Below are 22,212 nucleotides of genomic sequence, written 5' to 3'. Positions count from 1 at the left end.
GCCCAGGCATAAGGAGAGAAGGCAGCCATGGGAAGAATCGATTACAAGGCTATATTTGAGCAAAATCAGGATGAGTGGAAAGCTTTGACAAGAGATCCTCAAAAGTATGAGGCTCTGTTGGCAGGACATTACTCAGATAGTAACCATTTTGTATATGAGCTTTTGCAAAATGCGGAAGATGCTTTTGATAAGAGTACAGGAGTTTCGGCAAGCAAAGTTGTTATTGAGTATTACCCTGATAAGCTTGTGTTCTATCACAATGGAAAGCCTTTTGATGAGGCAGATGTTAGGGGCGTTTCATCAATGCTCATGGGAACAAAGGATAGGGATGATGCCCAAACCATCGGAAGATTTGGTATGGGCTTTAAGTCCGTGTTCAAATACACCTACCAGCCCGAAATTTATTCTGATGATGAGGCTTTTAAGATTACAAATTACCTTCTCCCTGTAGAGATTACAGATGGCTGGGATTATGAGACTGAAAAGAAGAACATTATTTGTAAATTAGGAGAAGGAAGATCCTTTGTACCTTTTTCTAAAGAAGAACATTTAACTAAGATAGTTATTCCTTTTCAGAAGTATGGTAAGGACGGCGTATTAGTGCCGGTTCCCGGAGATGACGTATTAAAGAAGCTTGATGAATTGGATGGTGAGATTCTTTTATTCTTGTCGCACATTCAGAATCTTTACTGGGTAAACAAAGAAACTGGTAAATTTGCTTATATTACGCTGAAACAGGATGAGACAGACGAAAAGTTAATTACATGTCGCATTGAAGGAACTGATTATGACGATAAAGAGGAAATCTCACGATATTTGAAATTTAAGCGTGTATTCGATCATCCTGAAATGGATAATGCAGAAGTAAGCGTAGCATATAAGCTCAATAGCCGTGCAGATAATATCAATGAGGTGGATGGTTCTTCGGTATGGGTTTATTTTCCAACTAGAGATGAGACCGATTTACCTTTTTTGATTCATGGATCATTTGAAACAGCGGTTTCACGAGAAAAACTTATGGCACCTTCTTCTTTCAATGATGATCTTTTTGATGAATTAGGCGATTTGATAGCGGAATCTATGCTGGATTTGGCAGAACGTAAATTGATTACTCAGGTGTTCTTGAGAAGAAGCATTCTGGGCGCATTTGAGGATGAAGAGGATAATGAGACTATTCCAGGATTAAAAGAGAAGATAACGGATGTCATTGTAGAGAATGGGCTTTTACCTGATAAAAATGGTACATACAGAAAGCCAGAAGAAATGATTCTTCCGGTTCCTTTTCGAATGGCCGATTTTGCAGATAAGCCACTATTTTCTCAGGTGTTTAAAGATAAGGTATTCGTAGCCTTTAATAACGAACGTGAAGCAAAATTTAGCGAGTACTATAGCTGGCTAGTAAATGATTTAGAAGTACCGGTTTATGGATTACGTGAGCTGGCAACGGACTTATCTGTGTTTGCTGATTCAACTGTACCTACCACAGGTGAAAAATATGAAAACCTAAAGGATTTCTATGATTTTCTTTCTGATAATAGAGAATCTGTATATGATACTGGACTTACGTATATGCGAAGTGGTCCTTATGAGCAGAGATTACGTAGAGATCTTAAGGAGGCTTGGAAAGCTTTTCGAAAGGCGCCTATCATTCTTAATCGCCTTAACCATCTTGTGCCTGCGGAAGTAGATGGTAAATCAACCATTTATCTAGGAGCATCAAGTGAATACAAGAGTGTGATGCAATCTGCTTTGGTAAGCAAAGGTATAGCAGATACGTTTGGAAAAGTGTTGACGGACGGATTTCATATCCAGGAGTTTAACAATTTCCAATACATTAAAGAGAAGGTTATACAGAAATATATTGATATTGAGGATAGCCTTGGCTTTATTAATGATGATGACTTTACAGATGAATATGTCGAGGATCTGAATCAGATTTTTGCATTAATTAAGGAAACCGGAGATGTGAGTCGAATTAAGGAGTTATTGACGGATGCTTATATTATTAAGATAAAGCCAGAACCGGATGAAGAAAAGGCTACATTTAGTAAGCCAAGTGACTGCTATGTTCCTGTTTCTGACGAAGGAATTGATCTTGAACTTTATTATGCGCCGATTCCGATGAGCGGTCTTGATGAAGAAGAAATGGAAGACCCTGATAACTGGTACGATTTCGATATGTATGCCATTGACAAAGAGTTTTACGAGGAAAATGGCATTTCTATATCTACGCTTTCCAAACTTGGTATGGTATCTACGCCAATCAATGAGGGCAGAAGATCACAGGAAGGTGTAGGAGATAATCACTGGGTTGCTCTCGGGGAATATTGCCCTGAGATAAAAATCGATGGCCTGGATGACAATCTTAGATATATTTCAGAATACTATGAAGATGATTTGGCAAAGAAAAAATCTGCTGAGATTCTGAAAATGCTGTTAAGTATAGCCAATAAACTTCAAGGTAAGAAGAAGTTTAGAAAGATGAATCCGTATACCAGTGAACTTCGTAATGCAGGTGTGCTAACGAATGTGATTCGCCAATATGAATGGCTGTATGATAACGAGTTGGAAGTGCATAAGCCGAAAGAAATGTCTCGATTTGACCTTAGCACAGCTCTTTATGGAGATAACACCAGAGATAAAAAGGCGTTTACCATTTTGGGATTCATAGAGAAAGAAGCTGACGAGACAGAAGAAACGTTCCAGAAAGCCGCTAATCTTAACAGGCAAGACAAGAAGATTCTTGTTACTCAGTTAGCAAGGGAACTTGGTTTGCAGGTGTCCGAAGCAAGTAATGATGATGACTGGGATGATGATGACGGAGAAGTGTTTGACCCGAATGCTTGGAGAGATGAGGAGTTTCCGGTAAATAGAGTCAATAACATCGATTATCTGATTCGCCATGTACAGGAGCAGTTCTATTGTGCTGATCCTATTACCTATAAGCAGGTATGGAGACAGATTCGTGTAAGCAAGAATGCCAAAGCAGATCGTTCTTATGCAATTGGTATGTATACCAATTCGAGTAATACAAAGATATGCCAGATGTGTAGGAAGCCTGTAGCATTTATTGAAGTTGATCAGATTTCAAATTTTGGAATTGAGATGCCACAACTGAATCTATGTCTCTGCAGAGAATGTTCCGCAAAGTATCATGCTATGCGTGATGGAAATAAGGAAGAATTTAAGAAGCAGATTAGAGCTGCACTGCTTTCGATTGATATTGAAGAATATTCGGATGATTATTCTATTCAGTTCAATGAAGATACTACGCTCTACTTTACACAGACTCATATAGCAGAAATACAGGAAATATTAAGGCTGCTTGCTGAATATGGAGCACCTGCAGAAGAAGAGGATGAGATTGAAGGCAGAGTTGGCGGTCCACTAATGCATCCTATGAGAACTCAAGAGGCTGATGATTCTATTGCAGCTGAGTCTTTTAATGCTCCGGGAAATATAGGAACGCATGAAGCTTCTACAGAAACAGAGGATGTGGCAGTAGCAGGAAGGTTTATCAGTTACAAGAAAAAATTTGCTAATGATGAAATTTACGATAACGTACTGCAGCCCAATAAGTTCCCTCTGCATAAAGCACTGGAAGGGCATAAAGTCGGGGATGTAGTAACGTTTCAGGGTAAGGAATATGAAATTATAGGACTTTAATAGAATGGAGTAAACGGTATGGCACAGCATATTTCGGTCAGAGTACCATGGCATGACAATGGATGGAATGGCACAGTATGTCAGTTCCCGGGAGAAAACAACGCATGTCTTAGACTAAAGAATATCTATGAAAATCGTAATGATGCCGAGGAAATAGATATTTGTGGTCAGTGCATGGAACATTTGGAAGAGAAGCTTCCTTGCATAGGGGAGGGTTCTGCCTTTATGTCTGACAAAGACCTTGTAAAAACAACTGTGCATCCGTATAAAAAATCCAATCCGGCTACACATGGTCATTTTCAAGATACTGAGATTGTGTACCCGGCATATTCTTTCCCATCAAGACCTTTTGCATGGCTGATGAAAAGCAGTATCCAGTTCATGCAGGAGAACTATGGCATAAAGATTGATCAGAGCATAGAGCCTCTGTTGAATTTTGAAACAAACTGGATTCAGGAAAGAGATAATCACAAGGCTATATTTGATTATTTTTATGGAGATGTGATTCCAGATCAGTCTCTTGTAGTTGCGTATGCTAAGCAGGTTCCTTTCGTAGAGGATCATCGTCGGGTAATTATCGGAATGGGCCATGTTAAGCGAATTGTTGAGGCTGAAGAGCATAAGCATACAGATGAAAAGCCACTTCGTTCACTTACATGGGAAACACACGTATGTCATTCGATTAGACCTGATCATGAGGACGGATTTGTTATCCCTTATCAGGAGATGATGGCATATGCCGAGGAACATCCCGAGTTTGATATAAATGAGATAACTGTGTTTGCGCCTGATGATGCATTCGCAGAGTTTTCTTATGCAACTGAACACGTTAGTTATGATGCAATGATTGACGTGATTCTTTCGTGCATAAAGGCTTTTGAAAAGATTAATGATTGCCTTGATGAAGATTATTCCAATGTCCTAGATTGGCTTAATGCAAGACTTGCTGAGGTATGGGAAGACCGAGGAGCTTTTCCGGGGCTTGGACCGATGCTTAGTGCTATGGAGGTACCGCTTGGTGTACTTATTGCTAAGCAGATTAGGGAGCAGGCATCTAAGGAAGATAATATTTGGGATATTGTTGATACAGTATTTGAAGCTCCGGAAGAAGTGCTGTCAGAAAACTTGGCAGTGAAAATTACGCCTATCATGAAGCAGACATGGAAGGCAATGTCTGAGGAAAGAAAGACCTTATTCAGATTGTTATCGCGTATGTCTATCAGTATTGACCAGGCAAAAGTTCTTTTTATAGAGAGTGATAGACAGAAGAAGCGTATTAATTGCTCAGACAGGGAGATTATTGAGAATCCTTATGTAATTTATGAGCAGACAAGATTGAAGCAGGAAGCGCTGTTTGTTTCTGTAAAGAAGGTAGATAGAGCGGTATTTCCTATCCCTTCAATCGCTGAGAAATATCCACTTGAAGCACCTTCTAAGCTTACTTCTGATAATGATGAGCGCCGAGTACGTGCTATTGCAGTTTCTGTAATGGAAAATGCAGCAGAGAATGGTAGTACAATTATGCCTTGTACGAATCTCTCTGACGCAATGAGAAGCCTTACGCTTAATCCAGAATGCGCAGTGACTCCGGATATTATTAAGGCTGTTGAAAAGTTCATGCTTCCAGAGATTATGAAGCGTGAAATGAAAGATGGAACTGAGTATTACAAGCTTGTTCGTATACAGGAGTTCGATGATATTATCGAGCGCAGAATCAGCAGAAGGCTTAATGCTCCGAGACTTCCGCTTAATGCGGATTGGAGAGCTTATCTTGACTCAAAGTTTAATGAGGTAGATGAGAAGACTGGCGAAATTCTTCCTATATCTGAGCAGGAGGAGAGAGCTCGTCAGGAAAAGGCAGCGATTCTAAACGAACTGGCACAGTCAAGAATATCTGTACTTGTTGGTGATGCCGGTACTGGAAAGACAACCGTGCTTTCAGTATTATGCAGCCATCCTGATATTAAAGCTGGTGGAGTTTTACTTCTTGCACCTACCGGAAAGGCAACAGTGCGTTTATTAGAGAGCATGGGTGAAGAAGGTAAGGGCTTCACAGCTCTTAATGTAGCCCAGTTTTTAGTTCGTAGTAAAAGATTTGATTTTAGCGATATGCGGTACATTCTGTCTGATGAAGAATTTGCGGATGTGCCGGATACCGTAATCATAGATGAATCCTCTATGCTGACAGAGGAAATGTTTGGAGCTCTGATGCAATCACTGAAGAGAGCCAAGAGAATAATCTTTGTAGGCGATCCAAACCAGCTTCCTCCGATTGGAGCAGGAAGACCGTTTGTAGATCTTGTTTACATGGTTAAGATGAACCTTAAGCCTGGGTTCCCGAGGGTTTGCGACCATTATGGTGAGCTGACAGTAAACCGTCGTCAAAAGGCGGATGAAGTCCGTATGGATGTGCGTTTATCAAGGCTGTTCACTAGCACAGAAGAACGTCCAGATGACGATGTTATTACGGATATTCTTCGTGATGGCAATCCTAATATTGAATTTGAACAATGGAGCACCAGAGAGGAACTGGAAGAAAAACTCTTATCTATCATGGCTCGTGAAATCGGAATGAAAGATGTAGAGGATCAGGAAGGCTTTGATAGAGCTCTCGGTGCTGAGTTCGGTGAATATGGCACATTCTTTAATGTTGGCGCGGCAAAGCAGGCTGACAAGTGGCAAATTCTGGCTCCGGTTAGAAATATGCCTCAGGGCGTTATGAATATGAACCGTTTGATTCATCTCAAATACAGAGAAAAGTATCTTGAGGTATCAAAACACTGGGGAGCACGTAAGCGTATTGCTAATAGCCTGGGCCCAGAGGGTATTGTTTACGGTGATAAGGTAATTAATGTAATCAATACTTCTCAAAAGGAAGCATGGCCGAAGGATGATGACGCAAGAAATTATATTGCCAATGGTGAAATAGGAATAGCATGTGGTGACTATTCTGCGAAACGCAAGAATAACTACATGCATGTAGAGTTTTCATCACAGCCTGGATATATGTATTCCTTTGACAAGAAGGATTTTGATGAAGAGAGTGGCTCGGCACAACTTGAACTTGCATATGCTCTCACAGTGCATAAAGCACAGGGAAGCCAGTTTAAGACTGTCATACTTGTAATGGCTGAACCTTGTCAGATTATTTCAAGGGAAATGCTTTATACAGCCCTTACAAGGCAGCTTAACAAGATTATTATCCTGTATAATCAAGAGCCTTATCATCTGCTTAATTACTCGACAGATGCAAATTCAGATATAGCTACAAGGTTTACTGATCTATTTGCTGATGTATTTAAGGATGAAGGGCCTGATTTGAGACCTCAGATTGTCAAAGTCGGCGGAAAATTCTATGAGGATAAGCTGATTCATAGAACCGCTCGCGGAGAGCTTGTTCGTAGCAAGTCAGAGGTGGCTATTGCGAATGCTTTGTATTATCACCATATCGACTATGAGTACGAGCCTGAATTGAAGCTGGAAGATAAGATTAAGCGCCCTGATTTCAAGGTCGAGGATTATGATACCGGAGTTGTCTGGTACTGGGAGCATTGCGGCATGATGACAGATCCTCAGTACAGGAAACGGTGGGAAGATAAAAAGAAGTTCTATGAGAAGAATGGCATTGTGGAAGGCAAGAATCTTATCGTTACTTACGATGATGACAATGGCGGAATCGATACAGAACTTATAGAGAAGATTATAAAAGATACATTTGATGAGGATTAGATACAGTTATGGAAGGTAAGTATCCTGTTGTTACTCTTTGCGGAAGTACAAGGTTTAAAGAACAGTTTATGGAAGCACAGAAGAGACTTACATTGGAAGGCAACATTGTTATTAGCGTAGGTCTCTTTGGACATTCTGGTGATCAGGAAGTCTGGGAAAATATGGATGAAGGAACTCTCACCAAGACTAAAGAAATGCTGGATGATATGCATAAACGCAAGATTGATATGGCAGATGAAATATTTGTAATCAATGTTAATGGATATATTGGTGATAGTACTTGCTCTGAAATTGAGTATGCAAAGGCACATGGTAAGAAGGTAAGGTATTTGGAAAAAATATAGTATGTACAAGGACTATAGTAAAAATAATAAAGTGAATCGAGGCGCGCAAATTGGTTATTGAATGGGGTAAGGCTGCAGGTATTGCATATAATATAATAAGCCTTTTTCTTAATGATGAAATATCATCAGGAAAGAATAAGATTAAAAATAAAGTTATAGAAAGATTTCATAGGCGAAAAATAAAAAGGTTCTGTTACTCATATTTTATAAAGCATAATGGAACAGTTATAACTAATCCTGTTTTTGCTGAATTCATAAAAAACGATCAGACTATAGAACGTCTTTTTATTTATACCGGGAAAGCGCATGTAGATGAAACTGATAGTGAATATCTTAATTCTGAAATGATTAGAATTGAGAAAGAATTAGAATACCCTATTACTGTTTTAGATAAAAAAGCTATTCGAGGATTCTTAAATGGATTGCTTTTACAACATAGACAGTACAGAGAAAAATGTTTGACTGATGATTCTAAGCAAATTATTCAAAATAATGATAGAAATACGAAAGAAATTATAAACAGCTTTGAATCGATAAATGAAGATACTAAGAATGAACTATTGGCAGCTATATCCGCCAAGGGATCATTACAGATTAGCCAGGAGAATGCAATCTTTAAGATTCTTAATGATAGTTTTTGGAACGGCGAATTCTACATTTTGGAGAGCATACAACCTGCTCTTCATGAAAAGAGTGAAAGCCTTGATATATGGGTAAATATGGTGCTAAATATGGCACTTCTTAATGGTGAAAGCTATAGGACTTTTCATTCTATAAATGATATAAAAAATCCAAATATAAGAGAGGATGCTGTAAGGAAGAATATAATTTTTTCGTATTTGTGCAAAAAAACAGATGAAATTGAAGCGTTCAATGTTTCAGGAGACCTTAAAGAATTAGTAGAGAAAATTAGTATTGGTGATGAATGGCTATTCAGTGAGTCTAAAGAGGTAAAGGATAATGTTGAATGCTATAACATTACGCCTTTTTCTGGACTCAAGCAAGAAGATGAGACTATTAAAAATCTCCAGATTATTTATATATTTGGCAAGGGTATTTTAGGCGTTGCTAAGGTTATCGATGATATTGGTGTTAGAGAATCCAATTTTATTATAGAGTTGTTAAGTGATACTAGGCATTATGAAGATTCTATAATAACTTGTGAAAGTGAAACAGAAGCTAGAAAACTATCGTCAGCTTTATTTGAAAAGTTATGGGGCGAGAAAAATAAATATGTCAAAACATGTAAGGAATTACAAGTGATTTATTGGCGTATATTATTACAAGCAGCATCTGTTAGTAACAACCATAGAGTTAATGATATTGTTTCAAATATTCCGGAAATAATTAAGGAAGAATTAGCTGAAAGTATTTTTCTGGCCCGTTTTGAAAATGGAGAAGACATTAGCAACAAAGAAGTCATTGATATATGGAATAAGACAAAAAAACCACGTATTATGATTCCATATTTTGCAAAGACTAGTGCCGATAATGCTAAACAGCTTATTAGTGAAATTCCTGATATTATGCAAAATCCGGAATTAGTTATAGTTTACATAGAAACCTATCTAAAAGAGGATAGATATGATGAAGCAAAGCTTTTAATAAGACAATATGAAGCTTTGTGCAATGGGTATGCTGAATTCTTGGTTGATAAGATACAAGTTTTTCATGATGAGGAAGACGTGAAAGTACTTGTGGAAAAATGGAATAATCGGCAGTTGTCTTATATTACTAATCAAACGGATATAGCAATTGCTTACCTTTTGTTTGATTGGAAAAAATATGAGATGTGCCTGAATGTTCTTCAGGCCTTGGAACTTAAGGGATTTGTCAACCATAAATTAAAAAAACTGCGTGCTTTTTCCTTGATAAATACTGATAGAACGGTTGAAGGTCTTTCTATTTTGAATGAGCTTATTCCTGAATGTAGGGAGGATAAGGCAGTTGTGGGTAATATATTAAATTGCTCACTTGGTTTACAGAGAGAGATTTCTGAGGAGGTATTATTAGCAGCAGAAGAGATTAATACTCCTGAGATTAATCTTTACTTAGCAGTTGCCTATGAACGGCGTGGTGATATAGCGTCTGCCAAAAAGACATATTGGAAATCATTATTATTTAATAAAAATGCTAAGTCAAAAGTTTATGGTACGTATTGGTTTTTCTCAACAAATCATATAAAAGGCAATGGTGAAGTTGAAATATCTGATGAAAATACATGTATTATCGCAGATGAAGTTGATGGTAATAGAAGAGTATCCTTGGGAATTCTTTCAAAAGAGTACTTAGAATCAGAGCTTAATTTAGATGATTTATTCATTGTACCAACAGATAACGCTATAAAGCGAGGTTGGATTGGGAAAAAAGTTGGGGCGGTTATTGAATATGAAAGTATTCAGTATAATATAGTCCAGATAAAAACTATGGATGCTCGTTTTTCCGAATATTGTCTTGGAAAAATGATAGATTATGACAATGTAAAAGTTCTATCTGTACCTCAAGATTCTGAACCAGAAAAGATGAGGGAATACTTTGTTAATTTCTTAAAAGAGAACTCTTTCGGAAATAACAAGATTCAAGATTTGATTAAAGATTACAAAGACTTATCAAAAGTACCATTAAGTTTATTTTCTTTATCACAAAGCTTTCGTCCTAATTATATAGTTTTAGTGTATGAATTCTTGAAAGATCCGTCATTGTTGATTAGAGAATGGATAGATTATGACAATGATGTAGCTTGCATAAATGAGGAAGGTTACATTCTGTCGTTTTCATCACTTATCCTTCTTTTTTTACTAGATGTACCGGTTGAGATGTTAATCAATAATAATGTATATCTGCCGAAGTCCACAGTATTAGAACTAAGAGATGAGAAAGATAAAGTTATTTCTGAGAACAAACGAGATGGCGGAGGAACGGTAGCTGTTGTTGATGATCAATTGCAGTTTTTTGTAAATTCAGATGATTCAAAGCAAGAATTGATGAAGTATGTAACTGAACTGCTAGAATATGCTGAAAAAATACCTACAGTTGATAATAAGAAGGACTTTTCGTTAAATAATATTCCAGAATCTCAACTGCGGCTTTTATTAGGAACTCCTGATTTAGATGCCATTTCAATTTGTAAAACAGAGAATTATGCTCTTATATCATTTGAAATATTTTTAGTAGAGTTAAATTTATTAGCTGGAAATAAGAGTATTACTCCGCTCGCATATATTAATTCAATCGAAAAAGATGATAGTGGTTTGATTGGTTATCTAAATAAAATGGTTCAATTTCATATGATGAATATTCTTAATAAGGATATTTATGAAAGAATAGCTAAGAGCACTGCCTCAGGAATTACGGAAGAGTGGAACCAATATATTGGAATGATTGATCAACAAGACAGTAATTATAAGAACTGGATTAAAGAACATTTTGCGCTTGTTGGACAAAAATATCAACAGAACAGAGGCGAAGATCAAACTATAAATGATATAGAAAAAATATTCACCGTTGAATTATATAAACTCTTGGAACGAGAAGTACATTATAGTATGGATACTCTGCATGATGAAAAAGGCAACTTGGTGATTCGTACATACATGAGAGTATTTGATAAAAAGGAGCAAAAATATATAGAAGGCCTAGATCAAATTATAGATAGCGTGTTTCAAATTGATTTTTCGGATGAACAATAGAAGCCGGAAAATATGAAAAAGGTTAGAATAATGTAAAAAAAGTAAGTCGCGCTCCTTAAAAACAATCTCGCGTTAATGTTTTACTTGAATTTGTGATATGGTTGTTTTCAGAAGGAGGTATTTGATATGGATTATTTGGAAAAGACTTACATTGATAATGGCATAACGTATTACATTGACATTGAAACATTAAGTGCAGAACTTGATATCAGAAGAGGTAAAGAAGGTATAGAAAACTATGTCAAATCTTTGCCGAAAAAAGATGAAGAGAATATGCCTTCTGGAAGAGCTGTTTTAGACTGGACTAAGAAAGCACATAGTCCTCGTAATATTTCACAGTTGAAATGTTTGCTTGATGCTATATCAGTTGCATATGAAAAGGTTATAATTCCAGAAAGTGTAGCATTTGATCCAGAGTACAAAAAGAAAAAGATAATTGAACGCCAATTGCAGCTTAATGAAAAGAGGAAAAGGTTAGGCCTTGATATATTCTTTTTGACGCATTATCTTTTCTATTTTGGGCCGTATAAAATTAGCCCTTTTAATATGAAAAGAGTTTTTGATGGTAAAATGTTTGCACCGAGTGAATTTCTTGATGATTTAGAAGAAGTATTAAATCGTTATAATAAGGAGCCGGTGTATTATAAAGAATATAAATCAGACCATAGGTGGATGGACGCTAATGATAGGAACTTGCGAAATAGATTTAAAGTAGTTTTTCCTGGTTATGAACTCGTATCGAAAATGTTACGCTATGAGTATGGCTTTAATGTATCAAGGTGGCAGTTAATGCTAGTTGTCAATGGTCTATATAGTCCATCACCAGAGCTGACCAGTGCGCTTGATGAGATTTACAATGAAGCGAAAAAACATGTAATAGCAAATAATTTTGGAAGTGATTATTTAGGTTTTGAATATTGTGAACCAATTGAGGAAGTAGCCAAAGGAGATTGGTATGTTCCAATATTATTGGGAAATGATTCATTTATTTCTAGGCATTTTAAATACAAGAAAATGGAGAAGTTCTGTAAATTGAATGAAAAACGTATGCTGTCTGCGTGCGTACATGATATGGATATTAGTTCATTATGGGATATAAAAAAAGCTGTCGAACTTGCTCAGGAGAATTTTTCAACTGTATTGGTTTATGGCAACTGGGATTATGTAGATGAAGATTTAAAGACTCTTTTATGTAATTACTCGAAAAATCACAATGTCCCGATACAATACATGTTTAAGGATAATCGTATAGCATAGCCGTTCTAGCCTGTCCCTATAAAAGGACAGGTTTTTTGTTACCATAGGTATCATAAAAGGGGGAGTGCACGATTTTCGCGGCTGTCAGATATTTTTGATATTTTGTAGATTATTGTTGCAAACAAGTGTTCGTGGTGATATACTTTCAAATAGGAAGTAACGAAAGCAGATTGCTTCCTTTAGAAAGGAGCGGCGTATGAGACATAAATCTACAGAGCTTATGGGTACTATTAAGGCATTTGTAGAGGAATACTACAAGAATTATCGCCACTCACCGTCTACAACAGAGATTGCCAATGCGGTCGGTATTGCCAGAGGAACTGCATATAAGTATCTGTTAGCCATGAGTGACAATGGCATGATCAGATATGATGGCCAGCAGATTTCTACTGAGCAGACCGAGAAGGTTCAGACAGAGTTTACAAGTGTAGCACTTCTTGGTGCTGTTTCCTGCGGCGTTCCCACTCTGGAGGAAGAGTACGCAGAAGAATATGTGTCATTGCCTGTTTCTATGTTTGGCAACGGAACTTTTTTCCTACTTAGAGCAAATGGCGAGTCCATGATTGAGGCTGGAATCTCTTCCGGAGATCTGGTACTTGTCAGAAAGCAATCAGAAGCTACGGATGGCGATATTGTTGTTGCACTTGTAGGGAATGAGAACACGCTGAAGCGCTATTTTGTAGACAAAGAGAATCAGAAGATCAGACTTCATCCTGAGAATAAGACTATGAAGGACATTATTGTTTCGGATTGTGAGATTCAGGGTGTAGCTGTTAAGGTCATTAAAGACCTCGCGTAATGTGTGCTAAACAGTTTTTACAGATCAGACCAGTCGTGCATTGATGATGGCAGTGTTGACTACACTACGGAAAGGCCATTATCGGGAGATTACAGTATGCTCATCATATCGGTTTCTTTCCCTTTTCCGAATGAGAGATATCAAGCTTGAAAGTCAAAGGAGGCGTGATGTTGATGAGTCCAGCGGAGGAAAAAATTGGGGAATGCGTGGTTTGCTGCCACAGATGTGGTGGATTTCTTATGGAGTCAGCTAGTACAACTTCGTATATGGTCTGCCCGGAATGCGGTGCTCGCCTTGTTGTGTGCGTGAAGAAAGGCAAGGTATCCGTATTCGATGATAATAGATCCGAGGAGGAGCTTGCTAAGAAGAGGCATGCTCGTTTAACTGGATACGCTGCAAAGCTTAACAAGTTAGGTAAGTAGCAATTAGATTTACAATTAAATATTTATGAGGATGCCAGGGAGATTGCTGGATTGGTCGTCAGTATGACGTTAAAAGACTTACAAATGAGTGACGTCTGGCATCCAAGAGTTTGTGAAGAGAGTCGTATTTACTACGGATAGATGCAGCAAGGGCGTAAGACATCTATTCAGATTAAAAAGGGCCTGCAAAACAGAAGCTAACTTGAAGTATGTTTTTACATACCAAGAGATTTAGTAGTTGTTTTGCAGTGCTCTTTTTATTTTTGCGCTCTTTTTCGGTTCGCTTCTGTTTTGGAAGGCACCGGAAAGGGTGTAGATGATGAAAAAAGTGAACAGAAACAATGGAACTATTGATGTAACAACAGTTGGTGGAAGAATTAAGAAGTTACGTACAGATGCAGGATTTACCCAGGAGGAGCTTGCTATAGAGCTTCATCTTGAGGGAAAGTCTGCTATCTCTAATTATGAAACCAACAGCAGAGGTGTTTCAGCTGAGATGCTTACACAGCTGAGCCGCCTGTTTCATGTATCTGCTGATTATATATTAAACGGTGACACACCGGATAATCTTGATCCTATTGTTAATGAGGCAATAGAGATTCTAAACAATCTGAAGACTGACAAAGCAAAGAAGTCTGCACTTGAAATGCTAAGACAGATTCAGATTCTTGAGGGCTAAGGTTCACATTATGTGTACCTTATGTCCACATCCGCGCTAACGATTATAAGGCGCATTCCAATTAGACTTAATAGTGTAAGAGTTACGAAGCGGCGCGCAGCCAAGTGACATAAACACAACTGAATATAGGAGGTGTATATGGCCACTATGGTTAATATCTATGAAAGCTACGGTGACAAATCAGCTAGGGAGAGGGCCGAACTGATTTATTCCAATTACTCTTCCTTCCAGGGAATCATCGAGGATTGCAAGATGAGACTGATCTACGAGATTAAGGCAGAGAAGGAAAGAAAGCGTAGCAATCACAAAGATGAACTTGGAGTCCGTATTCAGAATTTGGGTAACTATAGTAATCCTACAGCGGATGAAGCGGTTCTTGATGTAATGCTTGAGGGAGCTATCAAAGGACTGAATTCAGCAGAGGATGCTTTATCAGATCCGGCTCTGGTACAGGAATTCAAGAGAAGAGAGTATGTCATTGTAATGATGGCTGATGAATATGCTTCTTTCAAGAGACACCTGCATGCACTTAGTGTGAAGGAGCAGGAACTTATCATTCCGCTTCTTAAGCAGGAGAAGGATTACTATACACTGGCAGAAGAAGCTGGTGTATCTGTTCCGGTTGTCAGAAGAAAGGCAAGCCGTATTCATTGTGAATTGATTTCCTACATGGAAAATTATTTCATTGAGAAGCTTTAGGAGGGATGGTCGTGAAGGAATTAAAAGAGCTTACATTTCCTCCAGAGGCTGAGGAAATGGCTATTAAGTATGCTGCTTTTGACATTATGAAGCAGCTTAACAAAGAAGGGAAGATAACAGACGAAGAATTGCGGTATATCGCGAAAAAGCGTGATTTACCAATTGAGTAATTAGAGTAACCATTATATAATTAAGCTGTATGATGTACTCATAGTACTGACAGCTTAATTGGGAATGCGAGGTGCAATATGGCGCGAAAAGCTGCTATCTACGCCCGTGTTTCTACAGAGCATGAGGCGCAGATTTCTGCACTGGAGAATCAGGTGCAGTACTATGATGAATTATTACAAAGGCATCCTGACTGGGAGCTGGTAGATAGATATATTGATGAGGGTATCACCGGTACGTCTATTCACAAGCGAGAATCTTTTATGAGAATGCTTCAGGATGCAAAAGAAAAGAAATTTGATCTAATCATTACCAGAGAGGTATCCAGGTTTGCGAGAAACACAGTTGATACACTGCAGCAGACCAGAATCCTCAAATCTTACGGTGTGGAGGTGTGGTTCACAGAAGACAATATCTGGACAATGAATGATGAGGACGGAGAGCTTCGTCTATCAATCATGGCAACTTTGGCTCAGAACGAAAGTAAGAAGATTTCACAGCGAGTAAAAGCTGGGCAGATGATTTCATTTAAGAATGGAGTTCTGTATGGCAATGGCAATATTCTTGGCTATGACAGAGTAGGGGACAAGCTTGTTGTAAATAAAGAGCAGGCTGAAACAGTGAAGAGAATCTTCGAACTTTATTTAGCTGGCAATGGTGTTCGCAAAATTCAGGACATCATGGAGCAGGAGGGCCGAAAGACTGCAACAGGACTTACCAGATGGCAGTCCGGTAATATTAACCGGGTGCTTAGAAATCCTTTTTATTGCGGAAGAATCGTTTATCGTAAGCAATATGTTCCTGATTATCTGGTTCAAAAGAAAATCAATAATTTTGGAGCCGTTGAAAAGGTTTATGTGGAAGGCACTCATGAGAAACTTGTATCACCTGAAGATTTTGATCGTGCTCAGGAGTTAAGAGCAAAACATCGAATCGGAAAGCGTGATAAGAATGGCAGATCTATTGGTCAGTCACCATGCAAGCATATCTGGGGTAACAAACTTGTTTGTACTTGTGGTCATGCTATGAACAGAAGAATTGCTCACAAGGCAAAAGATGGAAATCTTTCGTATATCTATCAGTGCTATGGACAGTTAAGAACAGGCACACCTGAAAGCAGACGGAAGAAAGGCCTTGAGGTTGATGGAATCTGTGACAACTCATCGTTTATGGAATGGAAGTTGGAAGTTCAGGCTGATTTCATTTTTAAAAAGCTTTTAAACAATAAGGAAGCTATTTACCGTGAAGCATTGTCGATGTTGAGTGATGTGGCTGAAGTTAAGGCTCCTGAAAGAAATGATAAGGAAAAGCTTGAACGAAATATGAAGCAACTTGATAAGCTTCGTAAGCAAATGGCTAATCTTGTTGATATGTGTGCTGACGGGGATATTTCCAGAGAAGTCTTTCGCAGTAAGAAAAAGAAACTTGAAGATCAGATTTCAAACATTGAAAAAATTAATAGTGAGTGTAGACAGCAGATTTTAGAATTGGAAGATAATGAAGCAAAGGATAGACGTATTGAAAGTCTTTCTGAATTCATTAAGATGACTGCTTATGATTTCAGGGCTAAGATACCTGATACAGTGATTGATAACTTTGTTGATCGAGTGGTGTATGATCACGGGGAATTCATTTGGTATCTAAATCCTGCCTTTGGAAATGAAGCATATAAGCAGACCACTTCCGATTGGAAAAAAAAACAACTGTCGACCGCTTCAAGTGATATAAAAGATACGTCATGTGCCTACACCAGCACAGGCAGCTATCGCTAACAACTAATTGTTGTGCGAATAGCATAATGAAAACATTAAGGGAGTCCCGTAAGGGACTCCTTTTTTCATGCATTCTTTTTAAATGTATGCATTTCATTGTTAAGAATGGTTGAAAAGATACAAATAAATGCGACTTTCAAAAAACAAAAAAATTGTGATTTTTGAAAGTGGATGATATAATGTTTTCAAAAGTCAAATAATTTTTAAGTTTTGAAAGTGGGCGACACATGAAGTTTATTGAGCGAAAAGATTATTTATCCAAGAATGTATTAATTCTGGGGTGATTTATGAGAACACGTGAAGAGGCATTATCATACGGCTTATCATTTGCTGATACCTATCAGGGGGCTCCTTTTCATGATGAAAACTGGCAACTGATTCGTGTGAAGCCTGGTAAAAAAGCTTTTAATTGATGGCAAAGTTGATCTGACAAAGTATGGGATAGATGAAATATAGGGTGCCTATTTCAGGCATCCTTTTTGATGTGTAAAATAATACTCTTAATTGTATGATTGTCTTCTTTTTCATGCCTATTTCAAAGCCTAAAATCATTATGGGATATTAAATCCACGTGGGGGTTGTGCAGGATGGGTAACTGCACGGTTATGAGAAGGAGGAAAAAGATGTACAAAGCTAAGAAGAGGCACCTGACCAAACGGCTTATGTCAGGTTTACTCGCAATTGCAACAACACTAGCTATGACTGCAGGGGCCGGAATAGGATCGCGGGAGGCTTATGCAGCAGAAGATGAGCCATATGCAGTATCTGTGGGGAGAATGGTATATGCCAGTTCATCTGCAGCAGACAGTGACCCGTCCTATGCAGTGGACGGATCTACTAACACCAGGTGGGAGAGCTCCTGGGACAATAAGTCTGAGTGGATCTGTGTTGACCTGGGGAGGGTCACATCTATCAAAGGCGTAAACCTATACTGGGAAGGCGCTTTTGCAAAAGCCTATGATATCCAGGCTTCCAATGATATGTCGAACTGGTCGGAAGTATACAGTACTTCATCATCTAGTGGCGGAAATGAAAAACTGTCTATCAATATTTCTGCAAGGTATCTGCGATTAAATATGAATGAAAAGCAGCTGCCTGCTTACGGATATTCCCTTTATGAATTTGAGATAATGGGTCTGGATGGTCTGACAAAGAGGCCGGCTGACTATGGTACAAATATTGCACTTAATAAAAATGTGACTGTGTCATCCTTGAGGGATGCCTGGTGGATGTACAATGGCGGCGTGCTGGACCAGACATCTGTACTTGGCAAGAATGCTGTAGATGGACAGGATAATACACACTGGACATCCGGAGAAAGCGACAAGCAGTGGATAACCGTGGACCTTGGAAGAAATTACACCCTTGGCCGTGTGATCCTGGATTGGGAATCCGATGCAGGCAAGATCTATGATATCCAGCTGTCTACAGATGGCAATAATTATACTACCGTTTATAGGCAAACAAGGGGATACGCATCTGAGACTGCAAATATCCCTCTATACGGCACAGCCAGATATCTCAGGATCTATGGATATACCAGAGTGGAGTCCGGAAGCGGCTTCTCATTAAAAGAGATTAAGGCATATGAATACAAAAATACTGATCCAAGACCGACGTATGATATCCCTGAGCTTCCCCAGTCTCATATAGAAAACTATAAAAAGGGAAACCTTATCAGTAACGATATCTATCTTGAGCAGGCTAAGCTCCCTGTTTATATTGATGATAGTCTGAAAGCGCCAATAGCCAGTAATGACTGGTGGCAGTCTTCGCTGATCAAGCGCTTTGGCAATCCCATGAGCACCATGCCTTTTAAGACCAGGTTTACTGCCCAGGGTCTATCAGTTATTACCCTTAGCGAAGGATGGCTCCCCGATATGGGGCCTACTGATGTGAATGTGTCAGTAGTCACGGAAAACAAGGTGGATCTGTTAGTCATTCCTGAAAACATGGATAGCGCATCATCCTATGACAAAGTCCTTGATTACAGCGATTATTCGGTGACTCTTGGCTTATTTGATGATGACCACGAGGCCATGAAAGCGACCTTTGTAAAAGGCTCGCCTTATATTTTTACGGAATATGGCAGCACCAGGACTGTCTATATCTCTGCCCCTGCGCTTGAAGAAATATATAACGGCGGGGGAAATAGTATTTTGACCAAAGATCAGGATACTATTACAACAGACCACATTGGTTTAAAGATAGTAGACGATGATAATAAGAATAAAACAAAGACAAGTGAAAACAATTACTGTCTTACAGTTCCTCAGGGTACAGTTTTTGCAAAGACAGGAAATTATATAAAGATCACTTTCCCTGAAGCCTACGGATATATGTCCATAGCTACCATGGGCAGCAAGGATCAAATAGATACCTTCTATAACCATGGCTATGCATTTCCTGTGGATACAAGCGTGACATATGATTACGATGAGAACCTTGCAGAAGTCAAAACCTTCTATAAGGTTACTACAGCCTTGAAGCGCGGGGGATTTTCTAACGAGACGATCCAATGCATGCTTCCTCACCAGTGGAAACATTCCATAGATGACAACGGAGCTTTTACAAGCTATAGCTCTGTCAGAGGAGATATGAAGGCGATAACTGCCAATCAGTTCCAGACATCAGCTACATTTGCGGGACTCCTTCCTATATTTGCAATGCCTGAAAATGAAGGTTTTGACAAAGAACAATTGCGTTCATATCTGGGACTTCTTGAAGATGCTACAAAGAATCTCACTCCCGCAGCTGATGCATACTGGGAGGGCAAAAATCTCCATCCCCTTGGAATGGGCGTGCTTATGGCGGATCAGCTTGGGGATTCAGGGCTAAGAGATGTATTTCTTCAGAGGATCAAAAAGATCCTGGTCAACTGGTTTACATATGATGGCCCTGGTGATGTCAGCTACTTTATCTATAATGAGAACTGGGGAACACTCTTTTATAAGAACAGCGAGTTTGGAGCCAATTCTGCGATCTGTGACCATCATTTTACCTATGGCTATTTCATGTTCGCGGCAACAGTGCTTGCAAGCTATGATGAGGAATTCTATAACGACTACAAGGATATGATAGAGCTGCTCATCAGAGATTATGCCAATCCCTCTGACTCGGACAGCGAGTATTGCCGTTTCAGGGCCTATGATCTCTATGAGGGCCATTCCTGGGCCGGCGGCTATGCTGATAACGATTCCGGAAATAATCAGGAATCAGCATCTGAGTCCCTCTTTAGCTGGGTCAGCATGTACCTATGGGGTGTGCTCACAGAGAATGACAGCTACAGAGATGCAGGAGCTTTTGGCTTTACTACGGAGATGGAAGCTGTAAAGCAGTACTGGTTTGATTATGATAAGGATAACTGGATAAATGACTGGCCTTATGAAGTTGTAGGACAGGTATATGGAAGTATCAATTTCTATGGCACATTCTTTGGCGGACAGCCCTTGTACGTATATGGAATCCAGTGGCTGCCTATATCTGAGTACCTGACCTATTATGGCATGGATCAAGAGAAATGTGCTGAGATCTACAAGGGCCTTGAAGCTGATACTGATATGGCTATAAATAAAGCCGCATTAGCAGCAAGAAATGAAGGAAAGAGTCAGGCTGAGATTGATAAAATAATAAGAGAATATGCTCATCAGGATAGAGGCTGGCAGCATATCACATGGCCTTTCCTGTCTCAGACTGATCCGGATAGAGCACTGGACCTGTTCAAAGCACACGACAGCGAAGTGCAAAAGACAGACACAGCAAATACCTATCTATTCTTAAATGCTATGAAGGAGCTGGGGTTAAAGACCACGGATATTATTGCAACAGGTGATCTTGCTGCAACAGTATATAAGAAAAACGGAAAATATACTGCAGAAGTTTGGAACCCTTGCAATAGTACAAAAACAGTCACATTTAAAGTAAATGGAAATTATATTGGAAAGGCGAGAGTAGCAGCCAAATCTTTGGTAAGCTTTGAAGTATTTAAGGATAGGAATTTTGAAATAGATCTGACTGATACTTCTGAGCTTCCTGAACCCGGACCGGTAAACGGCATAAAGGCATACGCTTCATCAGCTGAAAATGATGGTGTGTCAGCAGACAAGGCTGTAGATGGTAATATGGGCACTCGCTGGTCATCAGCTTTTAACGATGACGAATGGATATACATAGACCTTGGCAGCAAGAAGTATATAAATAAAGTAATCCTGGACTGGGAAGCTGCATATGCATCTGCATATGAGATACAGGTCTCCGATGATGCATATAACTGGCAGAAAGTATATGAGACAAATGATGGCAAGGGCGGAAGTGAAGAAATATCTTTTAACTCTGTTAATTGCAGATATGTAAAAATGCAGGGTATCAGGAGAGCTACAGGCTATGGTTATTCCCTTTGGGAGCTGGAGGTATATGCTAATGCCTCCGGAGCTGATAACGGGGCCAATAATGGAAACGATAACGGTGGAGACGGCGACCATAACGGATCAAATAACGGCGATACCACAGAATCTGTAAAGCTTCAGATCACTGAAGCTACAGCATCAGGTGAAGAGAATGTGGACACACCTGTGTCCAATGCCTTTGATGGTGATGATAAGAGCAGGTGGGCATCAAACTTTTCAGATGATGCCTGGATTCTCTTTGATCTGGGAGAGGTCGTAAGCGTAGACAGGATGGTCCTTAACTGGGAAGATGCCTATGGCGAGAGCTATGATATCCTGGTTTCAACTGATGGACAAAACTATAATACAGTTAAGAGTCTGACAGGGATGAAAGGCGGCATAGACAGCATCAGCTTTAGCCCTACTGACGCCAGATATATTAAGCTGCAGGGCGTAAAGAGAGCACTTCCTTATGGTTATTCTCTTTGGGAAGCTGAGATCTATGGAAGATAAGATTTTTTCCGATCACTGATTACTGATCATAAATATTGCAATGGGGCTTTTGCTATGGATAATGGATATTCTTGGCAAAGGCCTCATTTC

At 39.0% G+C, this 22,212-nt stretch carries 12 protein-coding genes and 1 pseudogene; all 13 read left to right on the top strand.

The genetic code is table 11. The features are described from left to right. Window positions 1-27 precede the first annotated feature (27 nt). On the top strand, window positions 28-3,666 hold the full coding sequence (locus tag G636_RS18915) for a sacsin N-terminal ATP-binding-like domain-containing protein (protein WP_051227073.1): 3,639 nt from the start codon (window positions 28-30) through the stop codon (window positions 3,664-3,666). An 18-nt stretch (window positions 3,667-3,684) separates the two neighbouring features. Next, a complete protein-coding gene (locus tag G636_RS0115490) occupies window positions 3,685-7,395 on the top strand; it encodes an AAA family ATPase (RefSeq protein WP_026508803.1) in 3,711 nt (1,236 codons plus the stop codon). Window positions 7,396-7,403: 8 nt separating this feature from the next. Beyond that, window positions 7,404-7,739, top strand: a complete 336-nt coding sequence (locus G636_RS0115485) for a hypothetical protein (RefSeq protein ID WP_022518940.1) — start codon at window positions 7,404-7,406, stop codon at window positions 7,737-7,739. A 50-nt stretch (window positions 7,740-7,789) separates the two neighbouring features. Continuing rightward, the gene (locus tag G636_RS0115480; protein ID WP_026508802.1) at window positions 7,790-11,428 is read left to right on the top strand and encodes a PIN domain-containing protein; all 3,639 of its coding nucleotides are present in this window, start codon (window positions 7,790-7,792) and stop codon (window positions 11,426-11,428) included. 126 nt (window positions 11,429-11,554) lie between these two features. Continuing rightward, complete coding sequence (locus G636_RS0115475; RefSeq protein ID WP_026508801.1) at window positions 11,555-12,685, top strand: hypothetical protein; 1,131 nt, start codon at window positions 11,555-11,557, stop codon at window positions 12,683-12,685. A 196-nt stretch (window positions 12,686-12,881) separates the two neighbouring features. After that, the gene (gene lexA / locus G636_RS0115470; RefSeq protein WP_026508800.1) at window positions 12,882-13,484 is read left to right on the top strand and encodes a transcriptional repressor LexA; all 603 of its coding nucleotides are present in this window, start codon (window positions 12,882-12,884) and stop codon (window positions 13,482-13,484) included. Window positions 13,485-13,657: 173 nt separating this feature from the next. Beyond that, window positions 13,658-13,906 (top strand): hypothetical protein, encoded by a 249-nt coding sequence (locus G636_RS0115465; RefSeq protein ID WP_155832416.1) that lies wholly within the window; start codon window positions 13,658-13,660, stop codon window positions 13,904-13,906. 316 nt (window positions 13,907-14,222) lie between these two features. After that, window positions 14,223-14,585 carry a helix-turn-helix domain-containing protein gene (locus tag G636_RS0115460; RefSeq protein ID WP_051227072.1) on the top strand — a complete coding sequence of 121 codons (363 nt, stop codon included), beginning with the start codon at window positions 14,223-14,225 and terminating at the stop codon, window positions 14,583-14,585. 138 nt (window positions 14,586-14,723) lie between these two features. Next, window positions 14,724-15,284 (top strand): hypothetical protein, encoded by a 561-nt coding sequence (locus G636_RS0115455; RefSeq protein ID WP_026508797.1) that lies wholly within the window; start codon window positions 14,724-14,726, stop codon window positions 15,282-15,284. A gap of 11 nt (window positions 15,285-15,295) precedes the next feature. After that, entirely contained in the window at window positions 15,296-15,454 is a 159-nt protein-coding gene (locus G636_RS20415; protein WP_004602750.1) for a hypothetical protein, read from the top strand. A gap of 78 nt (window positions 15,455-15,532) precedes the next feature. Then, window positions 15,533-17,224, top strand: coding sequence for a recombinase family protein (locus G636_RS0115445; RefSeq protein ID WP_026508796.1), 1,692 nt, complete (start codon window positions 15,533-15,535; stop codon window positions 17,222-17,224). A gap of 287 nt (window positions 17,225-17,511) precedes the next feature. Beyond that, a pseudogene (locus G636_RS20145) lies at window positions 17,512-17,631 on the top strand (methylated-DNA--[protein]-cysteine S-methyltransferase); the annotation flags it as partial. A gap of 216 nt (window positions 17,632-17,847) precedes the next feature. After that, a complete protein-coding gene (locus G636_RS0115435; protein ID WP_026508795.1) occupies window positions 17,848-22,122 on the top strand; it encodes a discoidin domain-containing protein in 4,275 nt (1,424 codons plus the stop codon). The last annotated feature ends 90 nt before the right edge of the window (window positions 22,123-22,212 follow it).

Source organism: Butyrivibrio sp. MC2013 (assembly GCF_000424585.1).
Classification (GTDB): Bacteria; Bacillota; Clostridia; order Lachnospirales; family Lachnospiraceae; genus Butyrivibrio.
Note: the sequence above shows the minus strand (reverse complement) of the source record. Positions and strands in the feature narration are given on the sequence as shown.

Coding starts and splice junctions, on each gene's coding strand:
- G636_RS0115435 (WP_026508795.1), top strand. CDS start 17,848: ATGTACAAAGCTAAGAAGAGGCACCTGACCAAACGGCTTATGTCAGGT.
- G636_RS0115490 (WP_026508803.1), top strand. CDS start 3,685: ATGGCACAGCATATTTCGGTCAGAGTACCATGGCATGACAATGGATGG.
- lexA (WP_026508800.1), top strand. CDS start 12,882: ATGAGACATAAATCTACAGAGCTTATGGGTACTATTAAGGCATTTGTA.
- G636_RS0115465 (WP_155832416.1), top strand. CDS start 13,658: ATGAGTCCAGCGGAGGAAAAAATTGGGGAATGCGTGGTTTGCTGCCAC.
- G636_RS0115445 (WP_026508796.1), top strand. CDS start 15,533: ATGGCGCGAAAAGCTGCTATCTACGCCCGTGTTTCTACAGAGCATGAG.
- G636_RS0115455 (WP_026508797.1), top strand. CDS start 14,724: ATGGCCACTATGGTTAATATCTATGAAAGCTACGGTGACAAATCAGCT.
- G636_RS0115485 (WP_022518940.1), top strand. CDS start 7,404: ATGGAAGGTAAGTATCCTGTTGTTACTCTTTGCGGAAGTACAAGGTTT.
- G636_RS0115460 (WP_051227072.1), top strand. CDS start 14,223: ATGATGAAAAAAGTGAACAGAAACAATGGAACTATTGATGTAACAACA.
- G636_RS0115475 (WP_026508801.1), top strand. CDS start 11,555: ATGGATTATTTGGAAAAGACTTACATTGATAATGGCATAACGTATTAC.
- G636_RS18915 (WP_051227073.1), top strand. CDS start 28: ATGGGAAGAATCGATTACAAGGCTATATTTGAGCAAAATCAGGATGAG.